13 protein-coding genes are annotated in these 14808 nt (G+C 41.7%); 5 read left to right on the forward strand and 8 right to left on the reverse strand.

Translation table 11 applies throughout. The annotated features are described in order from the left end of the window. Positions 1-146 precede the first annotated feature (146 nt). Together A4V03_RS01875 and A4V03_RS01880 are read right to left on the reverse strand one after the other, a co-directional pair. Complete coding sequence (locus tag A4V03_RS01875) at positions 147-1298, reverse strand: ISAs1 family transposase (protein ID WP_024988584.1); 1152 nt, start codon at positions 1296-1298, stop codon at positions 147-149. Positions 1299-1487: 189 nt separating this feature from the next. Further along, positions 1488-2192, reverse strand: coding sequence for a hypothetical protein (locus tag A4V03_RS01880; RefSeq protein ID WP_065537736.1), 705 nt, complete (start codon positions 2190-2192; stop codon positions 1488-1490). Positions 2193-3020: 828 nt separating this feature from the next. On the opposite strand from A4V03_RS01880, the gene A4V03_RS01890 reads away from it, so the two are divergent. Both A4V03_RS01890 and A4V03_RS01895 read left to right on the forward strand, forming a co-directional pair. Further along, positions 3021-3989 carry a M23 family metallopeptidase gene (locus A4V03_RS01890; RefSeq protein WP_065537738.1) on the forward strand — a complete coding sequence of 323 codons (969 nt, stop codon included), beginning with the start codon at positions 3021-3023 and terminating at the stop codon, positions 3987-3989. 26 nt (positions 3990-4015) lie between these two features. Then, positions 4016-4360 carry a MerR family transcriptional regulator gene (locus tag A4V03_RS01895; RefSeq protein WP_065537739.1) on the forward strand — a complete coding sequence of 115 codons (345 nt, stop codon included), beginning with the start codon at positions 4016-4018 and terminating at the stop codon, positions 4358-4360. A gap of 36 nt (positions 4361-4396) precedes the next feature. Here A4V03_RS01895 and A4V03_RS01900 read toward each other — a convergent pair whose 3' ends face one another. The 5 genes from A4V03_RS01900 to A4V03_RS01920 all read right to left on the reverse strand — a co-directional run bounded on the left by A4V03_RS01900 (position 4397) and on the right by A4V03_RS01920 (position 10594). Next, positions 4397-6634, reverse strand: a complete 2238-nt coding sequence (locus A4V03_RS01900; RefSeq protein ID WP_065537740.1) for a RelA/SpoT family protein — start codon at positions 6632-6634, stop codon at positions 4397-4399. Between the two features lie 72 nt (positions 6635-6706). Beyond that, positions 6707-8002, reverse strand: a complete 1296-nt coding sequence (locus A4V03_RS01905; RefSeq protein WP_065537741.1) for a lytic transglycosylase domain-containing protein — start codon at positions 8000-8002, stop codon at positions 6707-6709. 33 nt (positions 8003-8035) lie between these two features. Beyond that, positions 8036-8923, reverse strand: a complete 888-nt coding sequence (locus A4V03_RS01910; RefSeq protein WP_065537742.1) for a DUF5683 domain-containing protein — start codon at positions 8921-8923, stop codon at positions 8036-8038. Then, on the reverse strand, positions 8924-9814 hold the full coding sequence (locus tag A4V03_RS01915; RefSeq protein WP_004301392.1) for a ParB/RepB/Spo0J family partition protein: 891 nt from the start codon (positions 9812-9814) through the stop codon (positions 8924-8926). It abuts the gene before it with no gap. 15 nt (positions 9815-9829) lie between these two features. After that, positions 9830-10594 (reverse strand): ParA family protein, encoded by a 765-nt coding sequence (locus tag A4V03_RS01920; RefSeq protein WP_004310990.1) that lies wholly within the window; start codon positions 10592-10594, stop codon positions 9830-9832. A 354-nt stretch (positions 10595-10948) separates the two neighbouring features. On the opposite strand from A4V03_RS01920, the gene surE reads away from it, so the two are divergent. The 3 genes from surE (at position 10949) to A4V03_RS01935 (ending at position 13838) form a co-directional block, all read left to right on the forward strand. Beyond that, entirely contained in the window at positions 10949-11716 is a 768-nt protein-coding gene (surE, locus tag A4V03_RS01925; RefSeq protein WP_065537743.1) for a 5'/3'-nucleotidase SurE, read from the forward strand. A gap of 98 nt (positions 11717-11814) precedes the next feature. After that, entirely contained in the window at positions 11815-12951 is a 1137-nt protein-coding gene (gene lpxB / locus A4V03_RS01930) for a lipid-A-disaccharide synthase (protein ID WP_065537744.1), read from the forward strand. Positions 12952-13046: 95 nt separating this feature from the next. After that, positions 13047-13838 carry a NigD1/NigD2 family lipoprotein gene (locus tag A4V03_RS01935; RefSeq protein ID WP_065537745.1) on the forward strand — a complete coding sequence of 264 codons (792 nt, stop codon included), beginning with the start codon at positions 13047-13049 and terminating at the stop codon, positions 13836-13838. A gap of 119 nt (positions 13839-13957) precedes the next feature. Here A4V03_RS01935 and A4V03_RS01940 read toward each other — a convergent pair whose 3' ends face one another. Beyond that, complete coding sequence (locus A4V03_RS01940) at positions 13958-14800, reverse strand: phosphatidate cytidylyltransferase (protein ID WP_065537746.1); 843 nt, start codon at positions 14798-14800, stop codon at positions 13958-13960. Positions 14801-14808: the final 8 nt, after the last annotated feature.

A 14808-nucleotide genomic window follows, 5' to 3' on the forward strand; every position in this document is an offset into this window, starting at 1 on the left:
AAAAACTTAAGGAAGTAACCGTCTCTACAAATGCTCTATTTGAAGTGACCAAACTTATAATTAAAAAAAATGTGTCAGGCAGATGGGACGGAAACCGAGAGGCGATATCTGATGTTGGCACTCGGTTTCCTAACAGGGCAAACGCATTATATTTTTATCTTATTTAATAGTTTGAACAAATATTCATCATTCCATCCTGCGTTTTTTCTTTTGGCTGCTACACTGCCCTTTGTTTCATCTTGTTTGATGATATAAAGGGCTATCTTATTAATTAAAGAAAAATTTTGCGCAGCATTACCTACTTTCCTTCCTGCGTCTTCTCTAAACGATACGTCTAACTGCCAATGTAGCCTGTTTTCTATATCCCAATGCGATCTTATAGCCTCTGAAATTTCTTTCGGTTTTAGCCCTAGTGAAGTAATGTAATATCTTTTTTCTACGGAAAGTTTTTTAGTGGCTACCTCCAGTCTTTCGGTACTAATTCTTACGATGGACTTGACCCCCTCAAATTTATCTTTCAGCATTGATTCCATAATCTTTCCCGGGCTATAAACCAGACATTCACGAGTCTCAATTCTCCCATGAGAAACCTCCTCTGTGACATATTTTCCATAGTGTGAACGGTATACCGGCCGATCAATATCAACACCATCCATCTCGTCTAGCCATCGTTCCACATCCATTAACCTGTTTTTTTGATTGGCCTTTAATGCCAGAATATAGTCTGCATTATTTTCTATTATTACTTCGGCAATATCTGTTTGGCATGCAATAGCATCAATTGTCACTATGCAATCCTGCAAATCCAGAGATTTTATAAGAGAAGGAATAGCGGTGATTTCATTGCTTTTATCATCTACTTTTACCTGACCCATACTGATTCCATTGGAAACAGCCCAGGCACTAACCATATGAAGCTTGAATCCTTTTTTGCCAAAGGGATTGTCTTTGCTGCACTTACTTGCTCCACGAAGCATTTTACCGTCTATAGCAACAACCCCTTCATACTTACCACAAAGCTCAGATACCCAATCACGAAAGACCAATTCAAAATAACCGGGTTTGAGTAAACTGAAAAAACGATTGAAAGTGTCATGACTTGGGATCTTTACTAAATCAGGAAAACGACGTTTAAAGAAGTCAAACTTACAAATACCGAACCGTTCTATTTCATTCCAGCTTTCACTTCCACAGATTACAGCACACAAGGCTATATAAACGATGACTTCCAAAGAGTGTTCTTTTTTTCGGTCAATACGAGGATCTTCAAGTTGTTTACAAAGACTAATTAAGCTCATTTTAGGGTTTATTTTTGTTTAAATTCAATACAACAAAAATACAAATAAATAATTAATATACAAAATATTAATAGATTAATAATAAGACAAATAATAAAAATGAAATATAGATAATAGTTGACTAATTGATAGACAAAATATAATGCGTCTGCCCTGGGTTTCCTAATCAGTTTAATACTCATTTAATACTCACCGATGGAAGAGATAATAGGACAATCCCAGCTCCAAGGACGGAACAAACAGGTGTATGTTTTCTTTCGGACGTACGGGCGACCGGTCGACATAGCTGTTTCCTTGATGGAGTCCTTTCAACCGGGCGTATATGCCATCTACGGAGAGTCTGAGGGCTATGTTCGAGTCGAAGATGTATTCGTAAGCCAGACCGATGTTGCAACCGATGCCGGAAACTCTCGTCCGATAGTCCGTTTGTGACGGCTCTGCTTGTGGCATCAGGGTTCCTTTGGCCTGGTGACGGACGTAGCCCACTCCGGCATTAATGTAGCCCACTCCTCTTTCGAAGGCCGTCTGCCGTTTGAGGAAGGAGACTTGGGGTGCTACGTAATGGAAGGATGATGCTTCGTCCATATTTTCATACTTTTGCTTCTTACCCCGATAATGATAGTAGTATGCTCCGTATCCGAAGGCGCTGCGGGGAGAGAAGGTCATCAGTTGCAGGGAAGAGGTAAATCCGGCTCTGTCTTCATCTTTGGGTACATCCCACGAGCTGATACCGCCTCCACACATATCCGGCATCCCGAATCCTATTCCTGCATTGAATACATATACACGCTTGTATGATGGGACGTTGCTTTCCGAGTCTATGGTTTGTGCTGACAGCGTAGCGGTTGTCAGCAGGCAGCCCAATAGTAATATCAAATTTCTACTGAATTTCATAATAGTCTATATTTGTTTGGAAAATTTTTCCGCTTCCGCCCGCCCTGCGCGGAAGCGGAAAGTTGTTTCATTGTAGTTTTTGATTAATTAATTTCAATCCAATCCAATCTGTCTATGTATGTTTCTACAAATTGAAATTCGGTCCTACAAGTAAGAGCCACCTGTCTCATCAAATCATTCAATTGCTGGACAGTTGTACAATTTTGTAGTCTTGGTATGATTGCCAATAATTTCATTCTTTGTAGACTGCTCATTTCATATAAAAAAAATAATGGTAGCTCAAATAACAAATACTTCATTGCTTTCATAGCTTTTAATTTTTTGTTGATTATAAACGGTTGTGCAACCTGCGTTAAGATCTCGGTATAAATGTATATAAAAAAAATGAAAGAACAAAGAAAAACAGTTTTGCATTTAATATTATTCGTATATACTCTATAAAAGTAACGTCAGTTTGATATACATCTATGCTGTTACGGTTCTTCTCTTTTAGAGAGGTTGCTCTCTCCCGATTCATAAAATGCTTTGCAGCATAAAAAAAGCTCCGGCTTTCACAAATCCCAACTTTGCCATGTCAGAAAATTATAGTAACTTAGTCTGGAAAGAATGTCGCAATGGAATGTGTAGATAGGATAAATGTTTTATTTTAGTTGCTTTCTTTTCTTAAATAATTGGTTGTTATGGCTAGAAGATGTATTTTTGTAGTGGTTGAAATGAGATGTTGGTCACAAAATTTAATAATTGATTGTATAATTGTTTGATAGTCAGTGAAAAGTGAATTGCTTTTATTGCTTTAGCCGTATTAACAAGCGAAATATTTCCAAAAAGATGCGCAAAGTATACTATATCTATAATCCACAGACCCAGACTTATGATCGAATTTACCCTACCGTACGGCAGCGTGCGCTTAGTATCCTGCGTCGGCTTTTCTATGGAATGGGGTTGGGAGCAGGTTGCTTTATTGTATTGCTTTTGATTTTTGGTTCTCCGTCAGAGAAGGAATTAAGAATTGAAAACAGCCGTCTTTTGGCACAGTACAATGTGCTTTCCCGGCGTTTGGACGACGCTATGGGGGTGCTTCAGGATATTCAGCAACGTGATGATAATCTGTATCGGGTGATTTTACAGGCAGATCCTGTTTCTCCGGCTATTCGTCAGGCAGGTTATGGCGGGACGAACCGTTACGAAGAACTGATGGATTTGGCGAATGCCAAGTTGGTGGTGAATACGACTCAAAAGTTGGATGTGCTTTCCAAAAGGCTTTATATCCAGTCGAAATCTTTCGATGATGTGATTGATATGTGTAAGAACCACGATGAAATGCTGAAATGTATTCCGGCCATACAGCCTATTTCGAATAAAGATCTTCGTCAGACAGCATCCGGTTATGGTACACGTATCGACCCTATTTATGGTACGACAAAGTTTCATGCAGGCATGGATTTCTCTGCTCATTCGGGAACGGATGTATATGCTACCGGCAACGGAACAGTGGTAAAAGTGGGATGGGAAACCGGATACGGTAATACCATCGAAATAGATCATGGTTTCGGGTATCTCACTCGGTATGCTCACTTGCAGGGATTTAATACGAAAGTTGGAAAGAAAGTGGTACGTGGTGAGATTATCGGAAAAGTGGGTAGTACAGGAAAAAGTACCGGTCCGCATTTGCATTATGAAGTGTACGTGAAAGGGAAAGTAGTGAATCCGGTCAATTATTATTTCATGGATTTGAGTGCCGAAGATTATGAGAGGATGATTCAGTTGGCAGCCAATCATGGTAAAGTGTTTGATTAAAATCTTAAAACAGGAGTAGGAGTGTTATGCTTAATACCGACAAAGAATTGAAATTATATTATTCGATAGGAGAGGTTGCAGACATGTTCGGAGTCAATCCGTCATTGCTCCGTTTTTGGGAAAAGGAATTTCCGCAAATTTCTCCTAAGACAGCGGGAAGAGGAATACGTCAGTATCGCAAAGAAGACGTAGAAACGATCGGTCTTATCTATCATTTGGTAAAAGAAAAAGGTATGACACTTCCCGGTGCCCGGCAACGTTTGAAGGATAATAAAGAAGCTACGGTTCGTAATTACGAGATTGTAAATAAGCTGAAAACGATAAAAGAAGAGCTTTTGGCTATTAAACGCGAATTGGATGGACGGGAGTAGAATAACGTTGATCGATAACGAATGTGTTGATCAACATTATTCTTCTACGCGGCTCACCTGTTTGATATTCTGTATTTTCTTCAGATTGTTACAGATGGTTTTCACATCATCTACATCATGTACCCATAACTGAATTTTTCCCTCAAAGATACCATCCACCGTTTCGATGGTCAGCTTACGGATATTTACATTGAGCTGTCTGGAGATGACTTGAGTGACTTCATTCAAAAGTCCCATGCTGTCTATACCTTTTATATATATATATACCAGGAAAGATAGTTCTTTGTGCGTATCCCATTCTGTCGCTAATATACGGTTGCCATAACTGCTCTTAAGTTTGGCAGCAACAGGGCATTGACGTTTGTGGATAATGATCCGGTCGTTTTCATCCATATATCCCAATACGTCATCACCGGGAATAGGATGGCAACATTCCGCCATGATATATTTTTTCTGCAAGCTTTCTTCCGTCAGCTTGAGCACTTGCTTCGGATTGATTTTTTCTTTTTCTTGCGGCTTTTCTTCTTGCTTCTCTTTACTGTTGCCGAAAGAGAAAGTCAGATATTTCTTCCAGTTACTGGTTTGCTTTTCTTTCAGTTCATTCTTATCCGCTTCTCCCAAGACGATTGCTTTACTGCCAATGGCAGCCAGCAGTTCTTCTTCATTCTTGGCATTATGCAGTTTGCGCAGCTTCTCAATAACAGCTTCTTCAGGGCGGATTTCCTCTTTTTTCAAAAACTCGTTAAGGATTTCTTCGCCTATCTTTTGGTTTGCTTTACGCTCTTTGCGGAGGATGGATGCTATCTTGGCACGGGCACGCGCAGTGGTTGCAAAAACTTCCCATTGCGGTTGTACGCGTTGTGATTTTGAGGTCAGGATTTCAACCTGGTCACCACTTTGCAATTTATGGCTTAATGGAACTAATTTGTGGTTGACTTTGGCACCAATACAATGGCTGCCGATATCCGTATGCAGGGAAAACGCGAAGTCGAGAGCCGTAGAATTCTGCGGCATAGTCTTCAGCTCACCTTTTGGGGTGAACACAAATATTTCAGAAGCAAATAAATTGAGTTTGATGGTATCCAGAAAATCTATGGCATCCGGTTGCGGATCATCCAATATTTCCTTAATGGTTTTCAACCATTTTTCCAACTCTCCTTCATCTTCGCTGCCTCCTCCTTCTTTGTATTTCCAGTGAGCGGCGAAACCTTGTTCGGCAACGTCATTCATTCGTTCGCTACGAATCTGGACTTCAATCCATTGTCCGTTATTACCCATCAGGGTGACATGCAATGCCTGATAACCATTTGCTTTAGGATGGCTCACCCAGTCGCGCAGACGGTCCGGATGAGGCTTGTATATCTTGGAGATGGAAACGTAAATGTCGAAACAGTCGTTGAGTTCTTCTTCTATGTTATGTGGCTCGAAGATGATACGGACAGCTAGTAGATCAAATATTTCTTCAAAAGGAACATGCTTGGTCTGCATCTTGTTCCAGATAGAATAGATTGATTTTACGCGGGCAAGTATCCGGTATTTTAATCCCATCTTATCCAACTGTGTACGGATAGGAGCAGTGAAGTCGTTGAAAACTTTGTCGCGTTCGGCGGCTGTGGCATTCAACTTCTCTTCTATTTCTGCATATTCTTCGGGGTGTTCATATTTGAAACTTAGATTCTCAAGTTCTGTTTTTATTTTGTAGAGACCCAGGCGGTTAGCAAGTGGTGCATAGATGTAAAGCGTTTCGCCTGCAATCTTATATTGCTTGTTGGGCAACATGGAACCGAGGGTACGCATGTTGTGCAAACGGTCGGCTATCTTGATAAGGATTACCCGGATATCGTTCGACATGGTGAGCAGCAACTTCTTGAAGTTCTCTGCTTGTGCTGAAGCACGGTCACCGAAAATTCCGCCAGATATTTTGGTCAGTCCGTCTACAATTTGGGCAATCTTTGGACCAAAGATATTTTCAATGTCTTCTACTGTGTAATCAGTGTCTTCTACTACATCATGCAACAAGGCCGCACATATAGAAGTTGAACCCAGGCCGATCTCATTACATACAATACTGGCAACGGCAATCGGGTGCATAATGTAAGGTTCGCCCGAACGACGTTTGATACCTTTATGCGCCTGATTGGCGAAGTTGAAAGCTTTCGTAATGATTTCAACTTTTTTGCGATGTTTAGTGTTGAGATAATCATTCAGTAGTTCGTGGAACGCCTGGTTGATCATTTTTTCATCACTTATTTCTTTTGGGGGCAGATTATCCATAATTGTTATCCTTTCACTTGCTTAGTTCTGCAAAAATAAGCAAATTTCCGAACGATGCAAGCAGGAAGCAGTTTATTTGTATATTTTCAATCGTTTTCCTGCTGCAATTTTGGTGTTGGACATTCCATTCCACCTTTGTATATCCTTAACTGTGACGCCATACTTTCCGGCGATGGTTGACAAAGTGTCTCCACTTTTTATTGTGTAGTAGGTCGGTTTGCCTTTACCGGCAACAGCTGCTGTCGTTTTACGGGTTGAGGGGGTAATTTCCTTTACTGCAACGGTTTTCCGGTTGCGGAACAATTCGTCGGCGCGATGTACATAGATTGTATCTTGCTTATCTATAAAGTTACTGATAGCATCGATGGGGAGTCTTAAAGTATAAGGCTTGCTGTCACCCGGAATCATTTGCTTCTTATATTGCGGATTCAAACTCTTGATTTGATCCAAAGGTACGTTGCAAAGATCAGCAATCTGTTCGAAGTGCAGATTCTTGTTCACTTGTACTGTGTCGGTACTTGCCGGGATATTTGTTTCCATCGGACAAATATTATGGTCACAATAGTAAGTCATCACATAATTAGCGGCGATAAAGGCAGGTACGTAACCACGTGTTTCTTTAGGCAGGTAATTATAAATTTTCCAGTAATCCGTTTCGCCATTGGCACGGCGGATTGCCTTGTTGATAGTGCCGGGGCCACAGTTATAAGCAGCAATCACAAGATTCCAGTCTCCATAAATGTCATACATTTCTTTGAGATAGCGTGCGGCAGCCCAAGTTGCTTTAATCGGGTCGCGGCGTTCATCCACCAGGCTGTTTGATTCCAAGCCATAGATCTTACCTGTACTGATCATAAATTGCCACAGACCGGAAGCGCCTGCGCGTGACACGGCAGAGGGGTTCAGGGCAGATTCGATAATCGGGAGATATCTAAGTTCCAGTGGAAGCCCGTATGCATCCAATGCTTCTTCAAAAATCGGCATATAGAAGTTGCAGGCACTTAACATGAAAGAAACCTGATTGCGCAAGCGTCCTGCATACATGTCGATGAATTTGCGGATAATATCATTATAAGGCATTTCCATGATAGCCGGAATGCGTGACAAGCGGTCGATATAGACAGAGTCGCTGAATAAAGGATTGATTTCAGCTGTACTGCAATCCTTACCTAAGTCAATATAATTTTTGGCTTTCCAGTCGTTCAACAGACTGTCAAGTGGATATGTCATACTTTTAGGCAGGTCGATGCTTTCTTTGCGTTCAGTTCCATTTTCACGAATCACTACATCTACACTTTGCGCTTTTACCTGCGACGTTGCCACTAGTAAAAGAAAAATAATCGAACGATAGTTAACTAATTTCTTCATGCTTCAATAATAAGATCAATCTAAATAGTGTTTTTAAAATCGTAATACGCATTGCAGACCAACCGACTTATTTTTTAAACTGTTGGAGCGGAACTGGTTGTTATTGTCGATAACAGCTGGTTCTACTTTCATACTCAAGTCGGGGGTTATATCGAAGTTAGACAACTCTGCATCTACATAAGCGTCGATGATAGAGATCAGATAAACTCCGATAAAAGCAAATATACTAAGGTCCCGATAACGGCGGAACATATCTTTTCTTCGTTTTAATGTGTTTTTAAGCTGCTCCTCATTATAAGTGGAGTTCGGGGGCAACAAATCTTCGTAACTTTTCGTATTCGGATTGCTGTCCATAATGTCCAGGTAGGCTTGCGAATAGTCTTTGTACATCTTGCCGTTCCAACTTAAGGCGTAAGCACAACCTGCAAATCCTCCATATATAATAGGTAATTTCCAGTATTTACGGTTGTAAATCTGTCCTCCACCGGGGAATACGACGGCAAGCCACGTTGCTTTGGTCGGATTCGGGATAAATATTTTCTTGTTAATATCTTGAGCAGGTGGTGGCACAGTGTCGGTTTTTACAACAATGGGGGCAGGTTGCTCTATCTTTTTTAGTTCTTTCTTGTTGGCTGCATCCAAGCTGTCTGCTATCTGTATTTTAGCAGCTGACAAACTGTCGATGGCCGGAAGCTCTTTGGATGGTATGATCCGGATAGAATCTTTCTTCACCGAGTCTTGTACGGCTGGCTCACGATGTCTTCGTGCACGGGCTTTCGGCGCTTCACGCTGTATGATTGTTGTATCTTTCCGTGCCGGAGTAACAGTGGATTGTGCATACACATCAATCCCTGCCACTTGTAAAAAACAGAGAAGCAGGGTGCTGACTAGTAACTGATATTTCTTACTTTTTCTTGTCATTTACTTCTTTAGCGTATCGAAGATTTCCATGATACGTTCCAGTTCCTCCTCGTTACCGAAAGGAATACTGATCTTTCCTTTTCCCTTTTCAGAGCAGGTGAGTTGTACCTTGGTGTTGAAGAAACCGGAGAGTTGTTGCTTCAATAAGTTGAATTCTTCAGGAAGTTTGCCACGTTTGGGTGTTATTTTCCGTGTGCCGCTTTTCACAGCTTCTCCTTCACTTAATGATTTAACAATTTCTTCTACTTTGCGGACTGAATATCCGTGTTCTTGTATTTCTTCGAATATTTTAACTTGTAGTTTAGGGTCACCTAATGAAATCAGTGCACGGGCATGTCCCATGTCCAACTGCTTGTTTTGCAGGGCCATCTGTATCGGAGCCGGCAATTTTAGCAAGCGCAGATAGTTAGCAATCGTCGTTCTTTTCTTTCCGATACGTTCGCTAAGACGTTCCTGTGTCAGTTCGTACTGATCGAGCAGATGTTGGTAGGCAAGTGCGATTTCTACGGCATTCAGGTCTTCACGCTGGATATTTTCAATCAGCGCCATTTCCATCATGTTTTCGTCGTCGGCGGTGCGTATATAAGCAGGGATTGTTTTCAATCCTGCTCTTTGTGATGCACGATAACGACGCTCTCCCGCGATGATCTGATACTCATCGTCCGAGAGTTTGCGTAAGGTGATAGGTTGGATGATACCGATTTCCGCAATGGAATCAGCCAGTTCCTGTAATGCTGTTTCGTCAAACTCACGGCGGGGCTGGTTGGGATTGACAGTAATCTTTGCCAGCTCTATTTCATTAATGGAAGAAGACCCTTCGGTTTTCACATCATCCATTGAGAGCAAGGCGTCGAGACCACGTCCTAATGCATTTCTTTTTTGTGTTGCCATATCTTCTTCTTTCTTTTATTTATTTCGGTTGATAATTTCTTTAGCAAGGGCCAGGTGATTTTTGGCACCGGTAGATTCCGCATCGTAAAGGATGGTCGGGACACCGTAGCTGGGAGCCTCGCTCAATTTCACATTTCGTTGAATAACGGTGTTGAATACCAGTTCCTGGAAATGACGTTTCACTTCGTCGTAAATCTGATTAGCCTGACGCAGACGAGAGTCATACATTGTCAGTAAGAAACCTTCGATTTCTAAAGCCGGATTCAGTTTCGACTTGATGATTTTGATGGTATTCAATAATTTGCTGATACCTTCAAGAGCGAAATATTCAGCTTGAACGGGGATAATCACGGAGTCGGCTGCCGTCAGGGCATTAATCGTGATCAGTCCTAATGAAGGCGAACAGTCTATCAGGATATAGTCATATTCTTTCTTCAAAGGCGTGAGTACTTCTTTTAGTATCTTTTCTCGGTTTGGGAGGTTCAGCATTTCAATCTCTGCTCCTACAAGATTGATGTGCGAAGAGATTACTTTCAAAGAATCAATCTCCGTGTCAAGGATAGCGTCCTGTACATTGGCTCTATCAATAATACATTCATAGATAGTGCATTCCGACTGCTTGATGTCTACTCCCAGACCGGAAGAGGCATTAGCTTGCGGGTCGGCATCTATCACGAGTACCTTCTTCTCTAGTGTAGCAAGTGAAGCTGCGAGATTAATCGTAGTCGTTGTCTTTCCTACACCGCCTTTTTGATTGGCCAAAGCAATAATTTTTCCCATATTCTCTAAATTTATTGGCAGCGAAATAAGTGATAAATCCTTAGAGCGCCTACGAAAAAAGAGAAACTTTGCAATTTCTGTTGATAAGTCGCCTGTTTTGTTAATAACTGTCGGACGAAACGGTTACAAAATTTCGACAGGTTCATCATCTGCCTTTTTCTTTATGAGCTTGCAAATATACATATTTATATTGGATATTTATTTCTTTTTTTGCTCGCTTGCAGAAGATTAAGATTTGTAAACGGGTAGGAGTGGGGTGAAAGAGACTTTTCGATTTGATGTGGAGAGGTGTTTGGCGATACGGCTTCTTTTTGTTACTTTTGTGCGAATATAAAAAAGGAAAGGATTGAATATATGGAAAAAGAGAAGCCGTTGATACTTGTTTCGAATGACGATGGCGTGATGGCTAAAGGTATTCATGAACTAGTGAAATTTCTTCGCCCTTTGGGTGAGATTATAGTGATGGCACCTGATGCTCCGCGTTCCGGTAGTGGGTGTGCGCTGACGGTGACGCAGCCAGTTCATTACCAGTTGGTAAAGAAAGAAGTAGGCTTGACTGTTTATAAATGTTCGGGAACACCGACCGATTGCATCAAATTGGCACGAAACACAGTGCTCGACCGGACTCCGGATCTGGTAGTCGGTGGTATCAATCATGGAGATAACTCTGCCACTAACGTGCATTACTCCGGTACGATGGGAGTGGTGTTTGAGGGCTGTTTGAATGGAATTCCTTCTATTGGCTTCTCCTTGTGCAATCATGCACCCGATGCTGATTTTGAGGCTGCCGGTCCTTATATCCGCAGTATCGCTGCTATGATCTTAGAAAAAGGACTTCCTCCTTTAACTTGCCTGAATGTTAACTTCCCCGATACAGCCGATATAAAAGGAGTGAAAATCTGTGAACAGGCGAAAGGGTGTTGGACGAATGAATGGGCTGCCTGCCCTCGCCTGAATGATCCTAACTATTTCTGGCTGACCGGTGAATTTACCGATCATGAACCTGAAAACGAGAAGAACGACCATTGGGCTTTGGCAAATGGCTATGTTGCTATCACCCCGACTACGGTTGACGTGACAGCTTATCACTTTATGGACGAACTTAATAAATGGTTTAATTAATTGAGATTTGAAAGTTGAAAAGGAAAGCATGGCACTCTGTTAGTCGTGTACCTTTGTAACTCATAACTTTCAATTCTCGATCTTCAATTTTCAATTCTATGAAGTATTATCTGATTGTCGGCGAAGCTTCCGGTGACTTGCACGCTTCTCATCTGATGGCTGCCTTAAAGGCAGAAGACCCGCAGGCTGATTTCCGTTTTTTCGGAGGTGACTTGATGGCGGCTGTCGGAGGAACGATGGTGAAGCATTATAAGGAGTTGGCGTACATGGGTTTTATCCCTGTATTACTCCATTTGCGCACTATCTTTGCAAATATGAAGCGTTGCAAAGAAGACATTGTTTCTTGGGAGCCGGACGTTGTTATTCTGGTAGATTATCCGGGGTTCAATCTTGATATTGCCAAGTTTGTCCATGCAAAGACACAGATACCGGTTTACTATTATATTTCTCCGAAGATATGGGCGTGGAAAGAATACCGCATCAAGAATATAAAACGAGATGTAGCTGAGCTTTTCTCCATCCTTCCTTTTGAAGTGGAATTCTTTGAAGGAAAGCATCAATACCCCATTCACTATGTAGGAAACCCTACCGTGGATGAGGTGGCGGCCTATCAGGCAGCTCATCCGAAAAATAAGGAGTACTTTATTGCAGAGAATCAATTGGAAGATAAGCCGATTATCGCTCTTCTTGCCGGTAGCCGGAAACAGGAAATCAAAGATAATTTGCCGGATATGTTGAAGGCTGCTTCCGCTTTTCCTGATTTTCAGCTTGTCTTGGCAGGGGCACCTGCCATTGCTCCCGAGTATTATAAACAATATGTAGGAGAAGCGAAAGTGAAAATCATTTTCGATCAGACTTATCGACTGTTGCAACATGCAGATGTAGCTTTAGTTACTTCGGGTACAGCTACGCTTGAAACGGCGTTGTTTCGTGTTCCTCAAGTGGTTTGTTATCACACACCGATCGGAAAAGTGATTTCTTTTTTGCGGCGTCATATCTTGACAGTGAAATTTATTTCATTGGTTAATTTGATTGCCGACCGTGAAGTGGTAAAGGAACTGGTAGCGGATACGATGACCGTGAAGAATATGCAGAACGAATTGAAAAATATCATTGAAAATGAATCATATAGAAATGAAATGCTTTCGGGATATGAATATGTAGCCGAACGGTTAGGACCTGCCGGTGCTCCCCGTCACGCAGCCCGTGAAATGCTGCGTTTGTTGAAAAAATAACTTTCTTTTTCTGAATAAACGTAAAGCCGATGCAGTAAATGCACGGCTTTTTTATTTATAGAGCGGAAGACTAAAATCAAAGAAAGGAAAAAGATATGAAAAAAATTAAGTGGCTTTTAGGAATCTTATTATTGGCATTAGTGCCAATGTTACAATCATGTGATGATGATGGCTATTCTATTGGAGATTTCAGCTGGGACTGGGCGACTGTTCGTGCAACCGGTGGAGGAGGGTATTATTTGGAAGGTGATAATTGGGGTGTGATTGATCCGGTTGCTACTTCTATCCCTTGGTTTAAACCAGTGGACGGTGAACGTGTTGTGGCTTTTTTTAATCCTTTGTATGACATGGAAGGAGGAAAAGGAGTGCAGGTGAAGATGGAAGGGATACAGGAACTGTTGACAAAACCAGTGGAAGATATGTCGACAGAGGAAGAAGCGGAAGAATTCGGAAATGATCCTATTCTGATTTATCAGGGTGATATGTGGTTGGGAGGAAAGTTTCTGAACATAATTTTCCGCCAAGAGCTGCCTCGTTCGGAGAAGCATCGTATTAGTCTTGTGCAAAATAAGATGGAGCTGGGAGAGTCAGGTGAACCTTCAGAACCGGGAACATTCAATATGGATAAAGATGGTTACATACATTTGGAGCTGCGTTATAATACGTATGAGGATGTGACTGACTATTGGGGATGGGGACGAGTTTCTTATAATCTGGAAAAATTCTTCCCTACACCGAAAGATTCCTGGGTAGCACCCAAAGGTTTTAAGGTGACAATAAATTCAAGAGAACATGGAGAAGGAAGAGTGATTGTGCTTGATCTGGATCACCCGGTTGGTGTACCGGAAGCAGCGAAGGATGCTCATTCCACTTCTTCGATCCGATAACTTAACTATGATATACTGTGTGTGAACAAAAGAGGCTGTCTGAAAAGTTAGACAGCCTCTTTTGATTTTGTTGTAGCCTTATTTATTGTAGCTCTAATAGATTGAGAAAGAATCCTCCGTTAGAACCATGTTAATGCATATAGATAAACGACTGCTGCCGGTATAGCCATCAGAGAGCTGTCAAAACGGTCGAGCATTCCACCGTGTCCCGGAAGAATAGTTCCCGAATCTTTAACGTGCAACTGGCGTTTCAATAACGACTCCGTCAAGTCGCCCCATGTACCGAATATAACAACCACCAGTGCCAGTCCTGCCCATTCAATTATTGACATAAATGGGAAGTAATGAGCGAGTATAAAAGATACTCCGATTGCTACCACTCCGCCGCCGATAAAACCTTCCCATGATTTCTTGGGAGAAATGCGTTCGAACAACCGGTGCTTACCGATTAATGAACCGATGCAATAGGCTCCTGTGTCATTCAACCAAAGGAAAATAAAGATGGATAGCGGTAGGATAGGATTGTAACTTACACTGCTGTATTCCGGATCGTTATGAAAAGCCAATACATTCAGCAAAGCAAAAGGCAGACCGATATAAAGTTGGCTAAGCATAGAATAGGCCCAGTTAAGTACCGGGTTTTCTTTTTTCAGATACAACTCGCTAATCATCATGTAAAGCAATAAAAGCACATACGGGATGAATATTTTCGAATCGGCCGCATCAATGCAGAATCCCATGACTGCAAGGAACAAGTAAGCTCCACCGAGCATATTAATGGTCTTGTTTATTTTCACTCCTTCTGCACGCATATTCACCAGCTGCCCAAACTCATAAATGGTCAGTGAGCTGATAGCAGTGAATAGAATTCCAAAGCTGAATGCGTCGTAAAGGATGCACCCCACCAAGATGGCAACGAAGAGTGCACCTGTAATAGCTCGTTTTATGAAATTGTTAATCAAAATCTATT

Origin of the sequence: Bacteroides caecimuris (assembly GCF_001688725.2) — a bacterium.
In the GTDB taxonomy this organism is placed as follows: Bacteria; Bacteroidota; Bacteroidia; order Bacteroidales; family Bacteroidaceae; genus Bacteroides; species Bacteroides caecimuris.

Bases quoted from the DNA above. Each gene is read 5' to 3' on its own strand.
- A4V03_RS01875 (WP_024988584.1), bottom strand. From the start codon at position 1,298: ATGAGCTTAATTAGTCTTTGTAAACAACTTGAAGATCCTCGTATTGAC.
- A4V03_RS01880 (WP_065537736.1), bottom strand. From the start codon at position 2,192: ATGAAATTCAGTAGAAATTTGATATTACTATTGGGCTGCCTGCTGACA.
- A4V03_RS01890 (WP_065537738.1), top strand. From the start codon at position 3,021: ATGCGCAAAGTATACTATATCTATAATCCACAGACCCAGACTTATGAT.
- A4V03_RS01895 (WP_065537739.1), top strand. From the start codon at position 4,016: ATGCTTAATACCGACAAAGAATTGAAATTATATTATTCGATAGGAGAG.
- A4V03_RS01900 (WP_065537740.1), bottom strand. From the start codon at position 6,634: ATGGATAATCTGCCCCCAAAAGAAATAAGTGATGAAAAAATGATCAAC.
- A4V03_RS01905 (WP_065537741.1), bottom strand. From the start codon at position 8,002: ATGAAGAAATTAGTTAACTATCGTTCGATTATTTTTCTTTTACTAGTG.
- A4V03_RS01910 (WP_065537742.1), bottom strand. From the start codon at position 8,923: ATGACAAGAAAAAGTAAGAAATATCAGTTACTAGTCAGCACCCTGCTT.
- A4V03_RS01915 (WP_004301392.1), bottom strand. From the start codon at position 9,814: ATGGCAACACAAAAAAGAAATGCATTAGGACGTGGTCTCGACGCCTTG.
- A4V03_RS01920 (WP_004310990.1), bottom strand. From the start codon at position 10,594: ATGGGAAAAATTATTGCTTTGGCCAATCAAAAAGGCGGTGTAGGAAAG.
- surE (WP_065537743.1), top strand. From the start codon at position 10,949: ATGGAAAAAGAGAAGCCGTTGATACTTGTTTCGAATGACGATGGCGTG.
- lpxB (WP_065537744.1), top strand. From the start codon at position 11,815: ATGAAGTATTATCTGATTGTCGGCGAAGCTTCCGGTGACTTGCACGCT.
- A4V03_RS01935 (WP_065537745.1), top strand. From the start codon at position 13,047: ATGAAAAAAATTAAGTGGCTTTTAGGAATCTTATTATTGGCATTAGTG.